Origin of the sequence: Flavobacterium sp. CF136, assembly GCF_000282055.1 — a bacterium.
In the GTDB taxonomy this organism is placed as follows: Bacteria; Bacteroidota; Bacteroidia; order Flavobacteriales; family Flavobacteriaceae; genus Flavobacterium.
Genome location: NZ_AKJZ01000068.1, coordinates 1 through 17579, shown reverse-complemented (window position 1 = coordinate 17579; position 17579 = coordinate 1). Strand labels below are relative to the sequence as shown.

10 protein-coding genes and 1 pseudogene are annotated in these 17579 nt (G+C 34.1%); 10 read left to right on the top strand and 1 reads right to left on the bottom strand.

The window, feature by feature from the left end; translation table 11 throughout:
* The first annotated feature begins 4 nt into the window (after positions 1 to 4).
* Genes PMI10_RS17825 through priA form a run of 4 tightly spaced genes read left to right on the top strand, consistent with a single transcriptional unit; the run spans position 5 to position 4613 of the window.
* Positions 5 to 925, top strand: a complete 921-nt coding sequence (locus PMI10_RS17825; protein WP_007810580.1) for a YihY/virulence factor BrkB family protein — start codon at positions 5 to 7, stop codon at positions 923 to 925.
* A gap of 5 nt (positions 926 to 930) precedes the next feature.
* The gene (locus tag PMI10_RS17820) at positions 931 to 1371 is read left to right on the top strand and encodes a DUF2147 domain-containing protein (protein ID WP_007810579.1); all 441 of its coding nucleotides are present in this window, start codon (positions 931 to 933) and stop codon (positions 1369 to 1371) included.
* Between the two features lie 18 nt (positions 1372 to 1389).
* Positions 1390 to 2139, top strand: coding sequence for a subclass B1 metallo-beta-lactamase (gene bla-B1-FLAV / locus PMI10_RS17815; protein ID WP_007810578.1), 750 nt, complete (start codon positions 1390 to 1392; stop codon positions 2137 to 2139).
* A gap of 26 nt (positions 2140 to 2165) precedes the next feature.
* Positions 2166 to 4613 (top strand): replication restart helicase PriA, encoded by a 2448-nt coding sequence (gene priA / locus PMI10_RS17810; protein WP_007810577.1) that lies wholly within the window; start codon positions 2166 to 2168, stop codon positions 4611 to 4613.
* Positions 4614 to 4617: 4 nt separating this feature from the next.
* Here priA and PMI10_RS17805 read toward each other — a convergent pair whose 3' ends face one another.
* On the bottom strand, positions 4618 to 5316 hold the full coding sequence (locus PMI10_RS17805; protein ID WP_007810576.1) for a LytR/AlgR family response regulator transcription factor: 699 nt from the start codon (positions 5314 to 5316) through the stop codon (positions 4618 to 4620).
* 177 nt (positions 5317 to 5493) lie between these two features.
* On the opposite strand from PMI10_RS17805, the gene rpsF reads away from it, so the two are divergent.
* The 6 genes and pseudogenes from rpsF to PMI10_RS17775 all read left to right on the top strand — a co-directional run.
* Positions 5494 to 5835: a 30S ribosomal protein S6 gene (rpsF, locus tag PMI10_RS17800; protein ID WP_007810575.1), complete on the top strand. Its 342-nt coding sequence runs from the start codon at positions 5494 to 5496 to the stop codon at positions 5833 to 5835.
* Between the two features lie 5 nt (positions 5836 to 5840).
* Positions 5841 to 6137 carry a 30S ribosomal protein S18 gene (gene rpsR, locus PMI10_RS17795; protein WP_007138295.1) on the top strand — a complete coding sequence of 99 codons (297 nt, stop codon included), beginning with the start codon at positions 5841 to 5843 and terminating at the stop codon, positions 6135 to 6137.
* Positions 6138 to 6203: 66 nt separating this feature from the next.
* Positions 6204 to 6644 (top strand): 50S ribosomal protein L9, encoded by a 441-nt coding sequence (rplI, locus tag PMI10_RS17790; protein ID WP_007810573.1) that lies wholly within the window; start codon positions 6204 to 6206, stop codon positions 6642 to 6644.
* Positions 6645 to 6744: 100 nt separating this feature from the next.
* The gene (locus tag PMI10_RS17785; RefSeq protein WP_007810571.1) at positions 6745 to 9915 is read left to right on the top strand and encodes a carboxypeptidase regulatory-like domain-containing protein; all 3171 of its coding nucleotides are present in this window, start codon (positions 6745 to 6747) and stop codon (positions 9913 to 9915) included.
* Between the two features lie 112 nt (positions 9916 to 10027).
* Positions 10028 to 10501: a DUF6495 family protein gene (locus PMI10_RS17780; protein ID WP_007810570.1), complete on the top strand. Its 474-nt coding sequence runs from the start codon at positions 10028 to 10030 to the stop codon at positions 10499 to 10501.
* A 1035-nt stretch (positions 10502 to 11536) separates the two neighbouring features.
* Positions 11537 to 17579: pseudogene (locus PMI10_RS17775) on the top strand (hypothetical protein); the annotation flags it as partial.

The window sequence follows — 17579 nt, the reverse complement described above, 5'->3', positions numbered from 1 at the left end:
AAGTATGTCTCAGGAGATAGAAGATAAGATTGAAAAAATTCCATTATTGCGTTCTGTGGCTCATTTTTTTAAAATGATAAAATTACCATGGTTAGAAGGTTTTTCGTTATACGATTTACTTGAAATGTATATTCTTGGAATTCTGGAAGGAGCTTTTTCATATCATGCAAGTGCTGTTTCCTTCAGTTTTTTTATGGCGTTGTTTCCTTTTGCATTGTTTATTTTAAACTTAATTCCTTTTATTCCAATTGAAGGATTTCAGGCAGATTTTTTGCAATTTGTCCAGCAGGGTGTTCCGCCTAATACTTATGATGCAATCAGTAAAATTATCAGTGATATTTTAAATAATAGCCACTCCGGTTTGTTATCATCAGGTTTTTTGCTTTCTATTTTTTTGATGGCAAACGGTATTAACGGGATTCTTAGTGGTTTCGAATCGTCTAAACATGTTTTTGATAAACGTGGTTTTTTTAGCCAATATTTGGTAGCAATAGCAATATCACTTGTTATGACAATTATATTGTTTGTAACAGTTGCCACTATTGTTGTTTTCGAGGTTTTTATTCAAAAAACAATCATTCAGGATGTACTTAGTGATAGAATACCGCTTATTATTTTAGGCAGGTATTTGTTTGTAATGTTAATGATTTTGATAACTTCTTCAATATTATTGCGTTATGGAACCAGGCAATATAATAAAGTGCCATTTATCAGCATAGGATCTGTTTTTACAACGATCTTAATTGTTATATCTTCGTTCTTTTTTGGAATTTGGGTTATAAAATTTTCAAAATACAATGAACTTTATGGCTCTATTGGCACATTATTAATTCTAATGTTTTATATTTGGATCAACTGTATGATTCTGCTTTTGGGATTTGAACTGAATGCTACTATTAGAAAATTAAGGCAAAAAAATAAATAAAGATTATGAAAAACTGGATATTAACGATTGGGGTATTTTTTCTAACATTAGGAACTATTCAAAGCCAAAGTGTAAAAAGTGTAATAGGTAAATGGAAAACGATTGATGATGAAACAGGTCAGGCAAAATCAATTGTTGAAATTTATGAGAAATCAGGAATGTTATATGGTAAAGTAGTAGCAATTCTTCGGGCGGATCACAAAAAAGATATATGCACAGAATGTGATGGTGCAGAAAAAAACAAACCAATTTTAGGGATGGTAATTATCAATGGACTAAAAAAGGAAGGTGACGAGTATAGTGGAGGGACGATTTTGGATCCAACAAACGGAAAAAAATATAAATGTTATATTACATTAGATTCCCCGGATAAACTAAAACTTAGGGGATTTGTTGGGATCTCTATTATGGGAAGAACTCAATATTGGACAAGAGTAAAAAAATAATTCTTTTTGATTAATTCAATGCGGAAATTAGTAGTGTCGATAATCCTATTTTTAACAATCCTATCTAATGGTTTTGGACAATCTAAGAATTCGGAATTACCAATAAGTCATCTCACAGGTGACTTTTATATTTATAAAACCTTTCATGATTATAAAGGTACCCAAATTTCTGCAAATGCTATGTACCTTGTTACCGATAAAGGTGTTGTGATGTTTGATGCTCCCTGGGACAAAGCACAATTTCAGCCATTATTAGATAGTATAAAAGCGAAACATAATAAAGAAGTTATAATGTGTTTTGCAACGCATTCGCATGATGACAGAGCGGGAGGTATTGCGTTTTATAAACAAAAAGGAATTAAAACCTTTACTGCAAAACTTACTGATGAAATTTTAAAGAAAAATAAAGAACCAAGAGCCCGGTATGTAATTCCAAATGACACGGTTTTTAGTGTCGGACAACATGCTTTTAGAGTATATTATCCCGGAAAGGGGCATGCTCCTGACAATATTGTGGTTTGGTTTGAAAAGGAAAAAATACTTTACGGAGGTTGTTTTATAAAAAGTACTGAAGCTGAAGATTTAGGTTATTTAGGAGATGCTGATGTAAAAGAATGGGAGCAATCTATTAAAAGAGTTGAATCAAAATTTAAAAACCCAAAATATATTATTCCTGGTCATGAAGATTGGGAAAATACAGAATCCCTGAATCATACTTTAAAAATGGTGCAGGAATATAATGCTGAAGAACTTTCGAAAAAAAAGTAATTCCCTCAATCCCATAAAAAAAGCACATGTTTTTTGTCGAAGTTATTTTACCACTTTCCTTAGTTAAACCCCTTACTTATCGTATTTCTGAGGCTGAATTCTATTTTATTAAAAAAGGAATGAGGGTGGCGGTGCCTATTAAAAGTAAAATCTATACAGGACTTGTTTTAGATATTCATCAAAATGCTCCGAACTTATATGAAGCCAAAGAGATTCATCAAATATTAGATGAGAAACCAATTGCAACTGAAATTCAGATCAAACACTGGCTGTGGGTGGCAGATTATTATATGTGTGGTATTGGGGATGTTTACAGAGGTGCTTTTCCCAGTGGGTTATTACTTGAAAGTGAAACGATTATTTCGCATAAAACAGATATTTCAGTAAATCAGAATGAACTTTCTGATGAAGAATTTTTGATTTATGAAGCTTTACAACAGCAGAGTTCTTTAAAAGTTCAGGATATTATTTCAATTTTAAACAAGAAAAATATTTTTCCGATACTTCAAAAAATGATGACAAAAGATATCATTGTTTTAGAAGAAGAAATAAAAGAAAATTATAAGCCAAAATTGATTCGATATGTAAAATTACATTCTAAATATGAATCTGATCAAGGTTTAGGAGAATTACTTGAGGTATTGAAAAATGCCAGCAAGCAAAAGGAAATTGTTCTGGCTTATTTTCAGATTTCTGCCTCCGAAAAAAAGCCAATAACAGTCAAAAGACTGGTTGAAGTTTCAAATTCATCTTCAACAATAGTGAAGGCTTTGATAGAGAAAGAAATTTTTGAGGAATATTTTCTGCAACATGACAGGGTTTCTTTTCAGGGCAAAGCTTCGGAAAAACAATTACAATTAAGTGAAGCCCAGGAAATAGCTTTTACACGAATTAAAGAAAATTTTATTGAGAAAGAAGTTTGCCTGCTTCATGGTGTAACTTCAAGCGGTAAAACTGAAATTTATATAAAGTTAATTGAAGAGTATTTAGCGTTAGGAAAACAAATCTTGTATTTGTTGCCGGAAATTGCACTTACGACACAATTAGTATCTCGTTTGCGACTTCATTTTGGAGACAAAGTAGCTGTTTTTCATTCCAAATATAGTAACAACGAGAGAGTGGAAGTCTGGAAACAAACACTCGAAAATGCTGATAAAGCACAGATTGTGATAGGAGCGAGGTCAGCTTTGTTTTTGCCGTTTGCTAATTTAGGATTACTGATTACAGATGAAGAACACGAACAGACTTTTAAGCAGGTTGATCCGGCACCGAGATATCATGCCCGTGACTCGGCGATAGTTTTGGCTAATTTTCATAAAGCTAAAGTGCTTTTAGGATCGGCAACGCCAAGTATAGAAACCTATTTTAATACCCAAACTGACAAATATGGTTTGGTATCACTTTCTGAACGTTACAATAATGTTCGAATGCCTGAAATTGTTTTGGTTGATTTAAAAGACAAACATTTCAGAAAAAGAATGACAGGGCATTTCAGCGACCTTTTAATAGAAGAAATTGCCGAAGCTTTGTCTTTAGGTGAACAAGTGATTTTATTTCAAAACAGAAGAGGATATTCGCCTATAATAGAATGTATGACTTGTGGTCACGTACCTCATTGCCAGCAATGCGATGTAAGTTTGACTTTTCATAAACACAAAAACCAGTTGCGATGTCATTATTGTGGTTATGCAATTGCAAAACCAACGCATTGTCATAGCTGTTCGAGCATTGATCTGACTACAAAAGGCTTCGGAACTGAACAGATTGAACAAGAATTAGTATCACTTTTTCCTAAAGCAAAAACAGGAAGAATGGATCAGGATACGACTCGTGGGAAATTTGGTTTTGAAAAGATTATAGATTCTTTCAAAAGCAGAGAAATTGATATTTTGGTAGGAACCCAAATGTTGGCAAAAGGTTTAGATTTTGATAATGTTAGTCTGGTAGGGATTATGAATGCCGATAATATGCTGCATCATCCTGATTTTAGAGCTTTTGAGCGCAGTTTTCAGATGATGACACAAGTTGCAGGAAGAGCCGGAAGAACTGAAAAGCAAGGAAAAGTTGTGATTCAGACTTATAATCCAAACCATAATACAATTCAGCAGGTTACAACCCATAATTATATAGGTATGTATAAGGAGCAATTGTACGACCGTCAGATCTATAAATATCCTCCCTATTTTAGAATTATTAAGCTGACTTTAAAGCATAAAGATTTTGATAAGTTGAAGGAAGGTTCAATGTGGCTGTATCAGGTTTTGAGTCAAAACTTAAATATGCCTGTTCTTGGTCCGGAAGAACCGGCTATAAGCAGAATCAGAAATGAATATTTACGTACGATATTAATTAAGATCCCGCAAAATCTGCCATTAGGAGGTACAAAAAAAACTATTCAGAAAATACTGAATAGTTTTGAGGCTGTAGCGCAATACAGAGCTATAAAAGTTATTGTTAATGTAGATTTTTATTAAAACACTAGGAAGATGTTGATAATGCCCGTACTAAATCTTCTTTTTTGTTTCTGCTTAAAGGGATTTTAGTAATCCCAATTTCTGCAAATTTGCTATTAAAACGTTCTACTTTATCAATATTGATAATATAAGATTTGTGAACACGAATAAATTTGTCTTTAGATAAATCATTCTCAAAAGATTTCATTGTTGATAAAACTAAATTGCTGTCATCTTCTGTGACTACTCTTACATAGTCTCCAAAAGCTTCAATCCATTTAATTTTTGCAGTGAAAATTTTAAGTTTTTTCAGATTACTTTTTATAAAAATATGTTCGCCTTCTTCTTCTTTAATATCTTTTTTCAGCAAATGCATGTCAATTGCTCTTTTTACAGAAGCATTAAAACGATCAACGGCTATAGGTTTTTGAAGGTAATCTGTAGCATCATAATCAAAGGCTTTTAAAGCATATTCAGCTTTAGAAGTGATAAATATAATTTGAGGCTTTGATTTTAGACCATCAAGAAAATCAAATCCGTTAATAACAGGCATTTCAATATCTAAAAATATCAAATCGATATTGTTTAAAGAGATACAGCTTTTTGCTTCGATTGCATTTGAAAAGTCTCCAACTAGGTGTAAACCAGGGTGGTTGTTGGCTAATTTTGCAATAATTGCCCTCTGTATAGAACTATCATCTACAACAACACAGTTTAGTTTCATAACAGTTTAAATTTTAATAAATTCAGGATAGTATAAGTAAATGTATCATTTTTTTGGAAAAAAAACTAAAAAGAAAGGTTGTTTTTTGCTTTTCAACGAATAAATGAAAAAATATGTTGATTATTTAAAAATAATGGTTACTTTTGCATCCAATTTTAACAAATAAATATTGTATTTATGAATCATTATGAAACTGTTTTCATTTTAAATCCCGTTTTATCTGAAGTTCAGGTAAAGGAAACAGTAACGAAATTTGAAGAATTTCTTACTAGTAGAGGAGCTGAAATGGTATCAAAAGAGGATTGGGGCCTAAAAAAAATGGCTTATGAAATCCAAAACAAAAAAAGTGGTTTTTATCACTTATTTGAGTTCAAAGTAGCTGGAGAAGTTCTAATTGCTTTTGAAACTGAATTTAGACGTGACGAAAGAGTTATGCGTTTCTTAACTGTAAGTCTTGACAAACATGCTATTTCTTGGGCTGAAAGAAGAAGAGCAAAACTTAAATCTACAAAAGCTTAATTATCATGGCAACATTACAACAATCTGCTTCAGGAAAAAAAGATGGGGATATCAGATATCTTACGCCTTTAAATATTGAAACTAACAAAACTAAAAAGTATTGTCGTTTCAAAAAATCAGGAATCAAATATATTGATTATAAAGATGCTGATTTCTTATTGAAATTCGTTAACGAGCAAGGAAAAATTCTTCCTCGTCGTTTAACAGGTACTTCATTGAAATATCAAAGAAAAGTGTCTGTAGCTGTAAAAAGAGCTCGTCACTTAGCTTTAATGCCATACGTGGCCGATTTATTAAAATAATATAAAATTAATAGTTGTTGGTTTTCGGTCAAATGAAACCTAACTTCTCAAATAAAGGACAACAACATGGAACTTATTTTAAAACAAGACGTACAAAACTTAGGATTTAAAGATGATGTAGTATCTGTAAAACCTGGTTACGGTCGTAACTTTTTAATTCCTCAGGGTTTTGCTGCTTTAGCAACTCCTTCAGCTAAAAAAGTTTTAGCTGAAAACCTAAAACAAAGAGCACATAAAGAGGCTAAAGTTGTTGCTGATGCTAAAGCATTAGCTGAAACTTTAAAAGCTCTTGAAATTAAACTTACGGCAAAAGCTGGTGGAGAGAAACTTTTTGGTTCTATCACAAACATCGACATTGCTGAAGCTTTAGAGAAATCTGGTAACGCTATCGATAGAAAATTCATCACTAGCGGTATCGTAAAACGTACTGGAAAATACTCTGCAAGCATCCGTTTACATAGAGATGTTATTGTTGATTTACCATACGAAATCATTGCAGAAAAATAACATTTTGTTAACTTCTTGTTAATAAAATATAAAAACCACTCTTAGGAGTGGTTTTTTTTTGCCTAATTTTGAGTGAAATAACTCACTTAAAACCAGGAAAATGAAAAAAATCTGTGCATTAATGTTATGTGTTTTCGGTCTCGCTGTTGCAACGGGACAAACCACAACCTCGAGTATTAAGGGTATTGTAAAAAGTTCTACCAATGAACTGTTACCCGGAGCTGGTATTCTGGCGGTTCATACTCCAACCGGAACTAAATATTCAGCTGTTTCCAATGAAGATGGAAGGTTTAATATTTTGAATATGAGAATTGGCGGTCCCTACAAAATTACAGTGACTTTTGTTGGTTTTCAAAATCAGGAATATACTGATATATATCTTGATTTAGGTAAACCATTTAACTTAGATGTGCAATTGGCAGATGAAAGTCAGGTTCTTGAAGAAGTTAAAATTACCTCTAAAGATAAAGTTTTTAAAAGCGGAAAAACTGGTGCTGAAACTACGATTGGCAGAAGGGAGTTAACGGCATTGCCAACAATTTCAAGATCAGCTGAAGATTTTACCCGTTTAGAACCTACAGCAAGCGGTGGATCCTTTGGCGGAAGAAATGACCAATATAATAATTACTCATTGAATGGTGCGGTATTCAATAATCCGTTTGGATTAGATGCTGCAACACCAGGAGGACAGACAGGAGCGCAGCCAATTTCGTTAGATGCGATTGAGCAAATTCAAGTAGCTACAGCTCCATACGATGTTACATTATCAGGGTTTACAGGAGCCTCTGTAAATGCAGTTACAAAATCAGGAACAAATGAATTTCATGGTACAGCTTACGCATTTTATAGAAATCAGGATTTAACAGGAAGTAAAATCAAAGGAGAAAAAATATTTGTACCGTCATTAGAGCAAACTCAGGCAGGTTTTAGTTTGGGAGCTCCAATTATTAAGGATAAATTATTCATTTTTGGAAATTTTGAGATTGATAAAAGAAGCGATTTAGGATCTAATTTTGTTGCAAATAATAATGACGGAGTTACTGGAATTAACGAATCCAGAGTTTTAGAGTCAGATTTGATTGCCGTTTCTAACGCTTTGGCTAATTTAGGATATAATACCGGAGCTTATCAGGGATTTAAACACGAATCCAATTCAAGTAAGGGAATTATTAAATTAGATTGGAATATTACTGACAATCATAAACTGGCTGTTATTTATAATTTTCTAGATGCTTCAAAAGATAAACCAGCGCATCCAACTGCTCTTGGTTTTAGAGGTCCCAATGCTTCAATTCTGCAGTTCGAGAATTCAGGATACCAAATCAATAATAAATTAAGTTCATTTTTGGTAGAATTGAATTCAAAATTTAGCGAATCGGTTTCTAATAAACTGCAGGCAGGTTATACTCATTTTGATGATTACAGAGAACCTTTTTCTACTCCGGCTCCGGTAATTAATATTCAGGATGGTGCAGGTGCAAATTATATTATCGCAGGACATGAACCTTTTTCTATTAATAATACATTAGATCAGAAAGTGATTCAGATTACGGATAATTTAACCTATACCGTTGGGAAACACGTGTTTACTTTTGGAACTTCTTTCGAAAAATTCAAATTTAAAAATTCATTTAACTTAGCCGGTTACGATAATTTTGGAAATCCGAATGGTTATGCAGGAACTTTCTTCACTCCGTATTTTACAGTTCAAGATTTTTTAGATGATGCGGCTAAGCCTTATGCAACGAGCATTATTGCGCAAAACCTTCAATATGCACAAGATGTATTTAATTCAAAAAGTCAATTTGCAGTGGGAAGTGATAACGGATGGAAACTGGCAGAACTTAACGTAGGACAATTGGCTTTTTATGCACAAGATGATATTAGCGTAAACGATAATTTTAAATTGTCTTTAGGTTTAAGAATAGATAAACCCCTGTATTTTAATACAGCCGATCTGATTCAAAAATATATTGATACAGATAATGGCGGAGCAGGCAGAGATAACAGTATTGATTATTACAATCCTCAAACAGGTCAGGCGGTTAAATTAATTTCGACAGATTTACCAAGTGATAAAATTTTGTGGTCGCCCAGGATTGGATTTAATTGGGATGTTAAAGGCGATGCTACTTCACAGCTTCGTGGAGGATCAGGAATTTTTACGGGAAGAATTCCATTCGTATGGTTAGGAAATCAGGTAAGTGGTGCTGATGACAGCTTTTTTCAGATTATGGACCCGGATTATAAGTGGCCACAAGTTTGGCGTACAAGCTTAGGTTACGATCATCGATTTGAAAGTAATTATATCGTAACGGTTGATTTATCATTGAATAAAGATATAAATGCCGTACATGTTCAAAACTGGGGATTAAAAGCTCCAACAGGCACATTAGGAGGAGTTGATAACAGATTAATTTATACAGCGGCTGATAAAGGGGCCAACAATGCGTATGTTATGACAAATTCTGATAAAGGAAGCGCTTTCAATGCTTCTGTCAAATTGCAAAAGAATTTTGAAAATGGTTTGTATGCCAGTGTAGCGTATAATTATCTGAAATCAAAAGATGTTAACTCTATTGAGGCAGAAATTACGGGAGATGCTTTTTCTTTTAATCCAGCTCTGGGAAATGTAAATAATGATGTGCTTTCGAATTCTAAATATGGAGATAATCATCGTTTTATAGGAGTTGCTTCCAAGAAATGGAAATATGGAAAAGATAAATGGGCAACTACGGTTTCTACGTTTTTAGAATATGCTCAGGGAGGACGTTTTAATTATACTTATGGAGGTGATATTAATGGAGACGGTTCTGCAGTAAACGATTTAATTTATATCCCTACAACTGCCGAAATTGCCCAAATGAATTTTAGTGCACCGGGACAAGGTGATGCTTTTGATAAATTTATAGCTCAGGATAAGTACTTGAGGGACAGAAGAGGACAATATGCGGAACGTTATGGTGCAATATCTCCATGGAGAGGAAGATGTGATCTTAAAATATTACAAGATTATAATTTCAGGGTTTCTTCGGCATCGGAGAAAAAGAATACTATTCAGTTTAGTATCGATGTTTTGAATTTTGGTAACCTGCTAAATTCTGATTGGGGAGTTGTTCAGGTACCCACCAGCGTTCAGCCAATTGGGGTTACAGTTGTTGGAAATACGCCGACATATACATTTAATAATACCCAAACCAAAACATTTAGTTATGATGCTAGTTTGACATCCAGATGGCAGGCTCAATTTGGTATCCGATACATTTTCTAGTAATACAAAAAAAGAATTAAATTTGCCCTCGCATTGCGAGGGCTTTTTTTTGAACTTAAATTGAAATTGAAGTTTCGGGTCCTTATTACACTGTTTTTAAAATAATATTATAATGAAATACGCAAGATTAACGAAAGAGCAATTTGATGAATTGCATGGAGAATTTACTAATTTTTTAGCCACTCAGGCAATTGATAAAGCAGAATGGGATTCTATAAAAGTAAATAAACCGGAAGTTGCCGAACAGGAATTGGATGTTTTTTCAGATTTAATTTGGGAAGGGGTTTTATCCAGAGCTGAATTTCTGGAACATTTTTCTAAAAACCATATTTTTTTGTTTAAATGTTTTGAAACACATGTTCAATCAATAGTTTTAAAATCATTAGTTTCTGAAACGGATTTTTTAACTCAAGCAGGTTTGCAGTGGCTGAGTGATAATATGTTTACAGAAACAATTGAAATGAAGGTCGGGAAAAAAGTTTTTACAGAAGATCGTAATTCTTCCATTTTTGAATTGATTCAGCAAGGCGCTTTTTTGAGCGATGGACAATTGTTTAAGCAAATAAATTCTATTATCGAATCATAATTTAAAAAGGTAAAATTTATATTGAGTTTTACCTTTTTTATTTAACTTTTGTTTAATGTTTTTTATTATTTATATACCCGTATTTCTACGTGTTTTAGAGTTTTTTTAATTATTATCCTTTATAGTAAAATAAGCAGATTCTAATTTTTAAAACTTATCTATCAGGCTATTCTTAAGCTAAAATGTAGTTTTATTCTTATATTTGAAAAAATATGATAAAATATATGTTTTTTTATTGCGATATTCTTATTAATTATTCGTTTAAAAAAAGCTTGTTTTTTATAACGTTTTGGATGATTTTTGTGTATTTATTTTTTTTTAACTTAAAAAAAATAAGAATTTTCTCTTGTTTTGTGTTTGTTTTTTTTCTAGTTTTACGAAACAAAGCTTGAACAAGTATTTTTTGAGAAGCAAAAAATGCTTGTTCATATTTAGTTGAAAAATAGTACTCATTATTATTTTGCCCTTATATAATTAAATAGTTTGCCTATGAAATTAATATTTACTTTCCTTGTCAGGTTTGCATTTAGTATTGTTTTTACTAAAGTTTGTAAACTTTATCCATAAAAATAAATATTGCGTCAATATTTTATTTTTGATTTCCCTCCCCAATCGAAGGCTTAGTTAATATAACATTCTTGCGATTAATTTTTAATACGAGAAAATAATTATTGTATTCAACTTTTAAGACTTGTTTTTTATAAAAAAGAGTAATCAACTTTTTTATGAATATTAAATTGTACAACATATAAAAAGAGAATTTCTTAAGTCAAATTGCCCCCTTAAAACAAATCACCCCCTTGGAAGTTTGATTCATTTCATCCTTCTGCAAAATTTTGAGCCGTTTTTTATTTAATCAAATAAAAGACACTCTTTGAATGCATTATAATTTTTTATAAAGTGTAGTTTAAGCATCAATTGTTTTTGATGTAGATTTAATTGTAACTATTTGATTTTTAATTTTTTAAAATTGTGTAAGACTTAGAGTCTTATTGCAACAGGCTTTCTATTGTCCATTTTCTAATCTTCCAAATTATGAAAAAAAAATTACAAATTGTTAATCTCTTCCAGAAGGGATTATTAGGAGCATTATTTTTTTTGCTTTTATTTTCAAACTCTTTTGCTCAAAATGTATGTAGACCAACTTCGCAAAGTAATAGCACAGGTGGTTTTTTATGCGTTGGTATGAGTGTGACGAATCCAAATGATGCATTTGATACCAGTATGAGTACCTATGCGTCATTAACAAATGCAGTTGGTTTAGCCTGTTTTGCTCAGGAAACCTTAACTTTCAATCAAACGGCCAAGGCTGGTGATCAGGTAGTGATTTCTTTTGGAACAGGGAATGGTTTGCTAAATCCGAGTTTTTTATCAAATGCAACTATTCAGGCAAAACTATCAGGAACAGATGTAGATGATCCGGTTCCGTTAAATAACGGATCATTAGATCTTCAGTTATTTCCTGGTAATGAAATTGCTGAAATAAGTTATACTCTGCCCGGAGATGCAAATCAAATCAAAATTCAGGTGGGAGGACTTCTTAGTTTATTAGTAAATTTAAGAGTGTATGATGTAAGATTAGATTTTGTAAAGCCTACAGTTACTAATGGTTTAACGCAGACTGTTTGTTCCGGTAATTCTTTAAATCTATCTGCTACCCCGGCATCCGGAACAACTCTGGCCTGGTATAGTTCAACTACTTCAACAACACCATTAGCAACAGGAAATAGTTTTTCAACTCCAAATTTAACTATTGATACTACGTATTATTTAGGAGTTACAAGAGCTGCCGGTTGCGAAGGTAGTGAGCGTGTTCCTGTTGTAATTAATGTTTCCAATCCTATAGCACCTGTTATAAGTACCTCCGGTACTGCTATATGTTCTGCCGGAGCAACACAACAAACTTCATTATCCGTAATAAATCCAATACCGGGTACAATATATAATTGGTATAATGTATCATCTGGCGGTGTGGCTTTGGCTTCCGGAAATACTTATTCTCCAACTGTTCCTTTAGGAACTACAAGTTTTTATGTTGAAGCTGCCATTGGAAGCTGTCTGAGTCCTGCAAGAACTCAAGTTGATGTAAATTCGAATCCTGTTCCTTCCGTACCAGTAGTTTTAACTCAAAGTGTGACCATTCAATCCGGGCAAAACGCTACTTTGAATGCTACTACTTCTGAAGCTGGAGTTACGCTAAATTGGTATGATGTCGCAACAGGCGGAACAGCCCTTGCTACAAATACTGCAACTTATACAACTCCGGTTTTAACAGCTACAAAAACATATTATGTTGAGGCCCAAAGTGCATCAGGAAACTGTGTAAGCACAACAAGAGTTCCTGTAACGGTAACAGTTCAGCCGGCAGCTTTAGGGGGCTGTTTAGAAGCTAATAGTCAACAAACAAATCAAAATGGTCTATGTTTATTTTGTAGTGCAACTAATCCGAATAACTCGGTTGATGGAAGTTCTGCAACAGCAGCCCAACTTACAGTTCCTATTGGTTTAATAAATGGATGGATTCAGCAAACATTACAATTTAATAATCCGGGCAGAGCGGGAGATATTGTCGATGTTGAATTAGAATTATCCGGAGGGATTACTGATGCTGTATTGTTAGGTGCTGTTAGTTTGGCAACATTTAACGGAGCAACATATAATAATGATAGAGTTTCAATTAATAATCCTCTGATTACCTTGCAATTAATATCAGGAGATCGTTTTAAAGCAAGTGTAACTGCAGGTGCTGCTTTTGATCGTGTTGAAATTCGATTAGGAGGTTTGGCAGCTGTTTCGGCTATTCTGGATATTTTTCAGGCAACTTATAGATATAAATCACCAACGATTTCAGGTAATACAACTATTTGTAGCGGGCAAACTACTACTTTGACTGCTAATACGGCTGTTGGTGAAACTATTAATTGGTATAATGTGGCAACTGGTGGTGTTTCGCTGGCGAATACAGCTGCCTTTACAACTCCGGCTTTAAATGCTCCAACTACTTATTATATAGAAATAACCAGAAATAGTTGTGTTAATAGTGAGCGTTTTCCGGTATTAATATCAATTAATAACCCTGTAGCACCAGTTATTGCTACAACTGGTACAGCAATTTGTAGTGGTCAGACAACTACGTTAACTGTACAGACTCCCGTTGCAGGGACTGTTTATAATTGGTATGATGCTAATTCTGCTGGAAATTTACTATTCACAGGCAACTCTTTTTCAACTCCAAATTTAATTGCTGATACAAGTTATTATGTTGAAGCGGGAATTGGAAGTTGTTCCAGTGCAACACGAACCCAGGTTACTGTAACAGTCAGTCCATTACCGGCAGCCCCAACTCCTGCATCATCAAATGTGGTTATTCAGTCTGGACAAAGTGTAACACTGCAAGTATCAAGTCCGGACTCCAATGTTACATTTGACTGGTATGATGTGCCAAATAACGGAACAGCTTTGGCAACCGGAACAAATGTATTTACAACACCAGCCTTAACAGCAAATAAAACATATTATGTTGCAGCCAGGGGTATAACTTCGGGTTGTGCAAGTAGTGCAAGAACAGCTATTAATGTTATAATAAGTAATTTTGTCAGTACCTGTTTGCAGGCAAATTCACAAATAACTTCTAAGGGAGGAGGTATTACCGGATGTTTATTATGTAGCTCATCTAATGAAGGAAATTCTGTTGACGGGGATTCAGCAACCGCAGCAAATCTTTCAGTTCCTTTGGGTATTGTGGGTGATTATATACAGCAAATGCTAACCTTTTCAACTGCAGGCCAGGCAGGTGATATTATAGATGTTGAATTAGGAATTCCGGCCGGAATTATAAATGTAAACGCTCTTTCTTATATTAACTTAAGAAGCTATAATGGGATAACTCCTAACAGTGATCAGACTAATATTGCAGCATTAACAAATGTTCAGTTATTATCAGCTACTCGTTTAAAAGCAAGTTTTGTAGCAGCAGGGCCTTTTACTGCAGTTGAAGTCAGATTGGAAGGTTTGGTTGCTGCTCTGGCAAGTTTAGATATTTATGAAGCTTCCTTTAGATTTAAAGATGCTATAGTTACCGGAGCTTCATCTCCAATTTGTAATGGACAAACGGCTACTTTAGCAGCTAGTTCTACTGTTGCCGGAGAAACATTTAAATGGTATGATTCTGCAAGTGGCGGAATAGAACTTTCAGCTTTGGCAACATATACTACGCCAGTATTAACAACAAGTACAACCTATTATCTTGAGGCTACACGTGGAGGAACTTGTATAAATAGCGTTCGTCAGCCTGTAACAGTTACAGTATCACCATTTGCAACAGCTACAGATGTAATAATTACAAGTCCTTTGGAGGCTTCTTGTGCCGGAGGAGTTGTATTGTCTCCAACATCAGCTTTAGCCGGAGCACAATTTAGATACTATACAGATCAAAATAAAACACAGGAAATTATAACGGGAACGACTGTTGTTGCGCAACCGGGAGTAACTTTTTCTAAAAATGCAACAACCGGGGCATTGACTATAAACGGTCTTAGTGCTGCAGGGACACCTTATAATTATTACATTTCTGTTACTAACGGAGTTACTTGCGAAAATGAAATCAATACGCTGAAACAAGTAATAGTTAATTTTCCAACAGTTACAACTTTAGCTGTTTCTTCTCCTTTAGTTGGATGTGGAACAGTAAATTTAAGAGATGCGATTACAGGTTTTGATACAACAGGAAATACAACATATACTTTCTATGATTCATCAAATAATGTTTTGCCTGCAAATGCTGCAGCGAATATAAATACAAGTGGTGTTTACTCAATTCAAGCTCAGGGTAACGGTGTTACATGCCCATCCGGTAAGCTACCGGTAACCGTGACTATTAACCCGTTACCAAGTTTGGTTGTAACGCCTTCTATATCAGTTAATGTTGGTTCTGATGTACCATTAGATGCAACATCAAACGGAACATTGGCATGGTTTGATCCACAAGGCAATGCTTTAACAGGTCCTCCATTTACAACGGGTGTTTTAAATACTCCCGGAGTTTATACTTATACTGTAGTTGCCAGCAATACAAATTGTTCAAGAACAGGAACAGTTTCTATAAACGTTATAGACCCAAATAACTGTCAATTATTGACTGAAAGAGTTTATGCTAATGGACAGAGTTCAGGGTCTATTATAACAGGAGAAGTAACCAATGCAACCAATGCTATTGACGGAAATACCCAAACTTTTTCTACCATTACAACTGGACTTGGACTTTTAGGTGTTGGTACTACCTGGCAAAATTTAACATGGTCCGCAAATATTGTAAAAGGAACTCCGGTGACGATAAAATTAGGATCTGAATATAACGGATTAGCGGTAGGACAAAATTTATCACTAATTGGAACTAAAAATGGAGTGGATATTGGAACCATGCAATCAGTTTCGGCGTTATCGTCGAATTTATTATCAGGAGATAACACTTTTGAGTATACTTTTGTTCCGGCTAATAGTTCTGGTCCGCAAGATTATGACGGAATAAGAATTCAGTCCGCTTCGCTTTTAAATGTTACGCAAAATACAAAAGTGTTTGATGCTTATTATACTAAACAAGTTTCAACAGTAGCGTGTACACCGGGAGATATTCAGGATGTTTTTTATGGAGCAACTGATTTAGGTCTTCCATTAGGAGTATTAACTTCTACAGTAGGTGTTAGTGATGCATTTAATGTTGCAGATAATGATATTACCACTTTTGCAACTATGTATAGTGGTCTTGGAATTTTAGCTGCAGCAGATTTAACAGTTGCGTTTAAAACACCAACTATTGCAAGTGATACCTTAAGAATAGTAGTTTCGGGATCAAGCCCTATTTTAAGTTTAAATCAGCTTTCAGGATTTAGTATTCAACGTTATTTAGGTAATGTTGCTGTTGGAGCTCCAATTGAAAATACAGACTCATCATTAGGATTGAGAATTTTACAAGGAGACACCATGGCTATGATACTTTTGTCTTCTGAACCAGAACCTTACGATAGGGTTAGAATTCGTTTTGGAGGTACTTTAGCTGTATTAGAATCTCTTAGGGTTCATACCGTTGAGCGTGTAGCAAATACCAAAATAACAGGAAGCGATCCTGATAATAAAATTGCGGTTTGTCCGGGAACAGATATTACACTCCAGATTCCACCTGATGCCTGTTCTACATATGTATGGTATGATTCGCCTACCGGAGGTATTGTTGTAGCTAATGGGGTTACTTTTACAGTTCCATCTACATTAGGAGCGGGTATTTATAAATATTATGTACAGCCAGTACGTTATGGTTGTGAAGTTTTATCAAGAGGAGAAATAACCGTAGAAGTTAGAGCTTCCAGTCCGGAAAATGCTTTAACAGCTATTACTCTCAATGGAGCGGCGGTTACTACAATTTGTTCACCATCAGGAACAGTAACTTTAGGGACAAGTCTGAGTGGAACTCCAGTATTGACAAATCCTATTTATCATTGGTATAATTTTAACGGAACAACAAGTCAATTGATTGCAGGCGAGACAACTTCTCAGTTAATTGTAAATGGATTGGTTCCCGGTACTTATACTTATTTTGTTGGAGTTAGTTCAGATGAGTTTTGTGAAACCGCAGAAGCAGACAGAAATCAAATTACATTTACAATATTGCCTCCATCAAGTGAAAATGATATTTTGGTTGATGATACAGCGGTTTGTCATAATGTACCAGCAACATTAACACCTACAAGTACATTGACCAATCCAATATTCTATTGGTATTTCGATGCTAATAAAACACAACCTATAACAAATGGAACTATAAGTGGAGTAACTTACACAATAAGTTCTACAGGGGTTTTAACAGTAACAGGTTTAACACTTGCTGCGAGTCCAATTACATATTATGTTGGGGTTTCAAGTGATACGACTTGTGAGAATATTGCAGGAACACTTCAGGCCGCTACAGTAATAATAAATGACCCGACTATACCAACAACTACAGATAATACACAAGATTTCTGTTTGGTAAATGCACCAACAGTTGCCAACATTCAGGTAAATGAGTCCAATGTAGTTTGGTATA

What these genes read in the sequence shown, in the direction of transcription:
- rplI (WP_007810573.1), top strand. Translation starts at nt 6,204, where the DNA reads ATGGAACTTATTTTAAAACAAGACGTACAAAACTTAGGATTTAAAGAT.
- PMI10_RS17820 (WP_007810579.1), top strand. Translation starts at nt 931, where the DNA reads ATGAAAAACTGGATATTAACGATTGGGGTATTTTTTCTAACATTAGGA.
- PMI10_RS17780 (WP_007810570.1), top strand. Translation starts at nt 10,028, where the DNA reads ATGAAATACGCAAGATTAACGAAAGAGCAATTTGATGAATTGCATGGA.
- PMI10_RS17805 (WP_007810576.1), bottom strand. Translation starts at nt 5,316, where the DNA reads ATGAAACTAAACTGTGTTGTTGTAGATGATAGTTCTATACAGAGGGCA.
- priA (WP_007810577.1), top strand. Translation starts at nt 2,166, where the DNA reads ATGTTTTTTGTCGAAGTTATTTTACCACTTTCCTTAGTTAAACCCCTT.
- bla-B1-FLAV (WP_007810578.1), top strand. Translation starts at nt 1,390, where the DNA reads ATGCGGAAATTAGTAGTGTCGATAATCCTATTTTTAACAATCCTATCT.
- rpsF (WP_007810575.1), top strand. Translation starts at nt 5,494, where the DNA reads ATGAATCATTATGAAACTGTTTTCATTTTAAATCCCGTTTTATCTGAA.
- rpsR (WP_007138295.1), top strand. Translation starts at nt 5,841, where the DNA reads ATGGCAACATTACAACAATCTGCTTCAGGAAAAAAAGATGGGGATATC.
- PMI10_RS17785 (WP_007810571.1), top strand. Translation starts at nt 6,745, where the DNA reads ATGAAAAAAATCTGTGCATTAATGTTATGTGTTTTCGGTCTCGCTGTT.
- PMI10_RS17825 (WP_007810580.1), top strand. Translation starts at nt 5, where the DNA reads ATGTCTCAGGAGATAGAAGATAAGATTGAAAAAATTCCATTATTGCGT.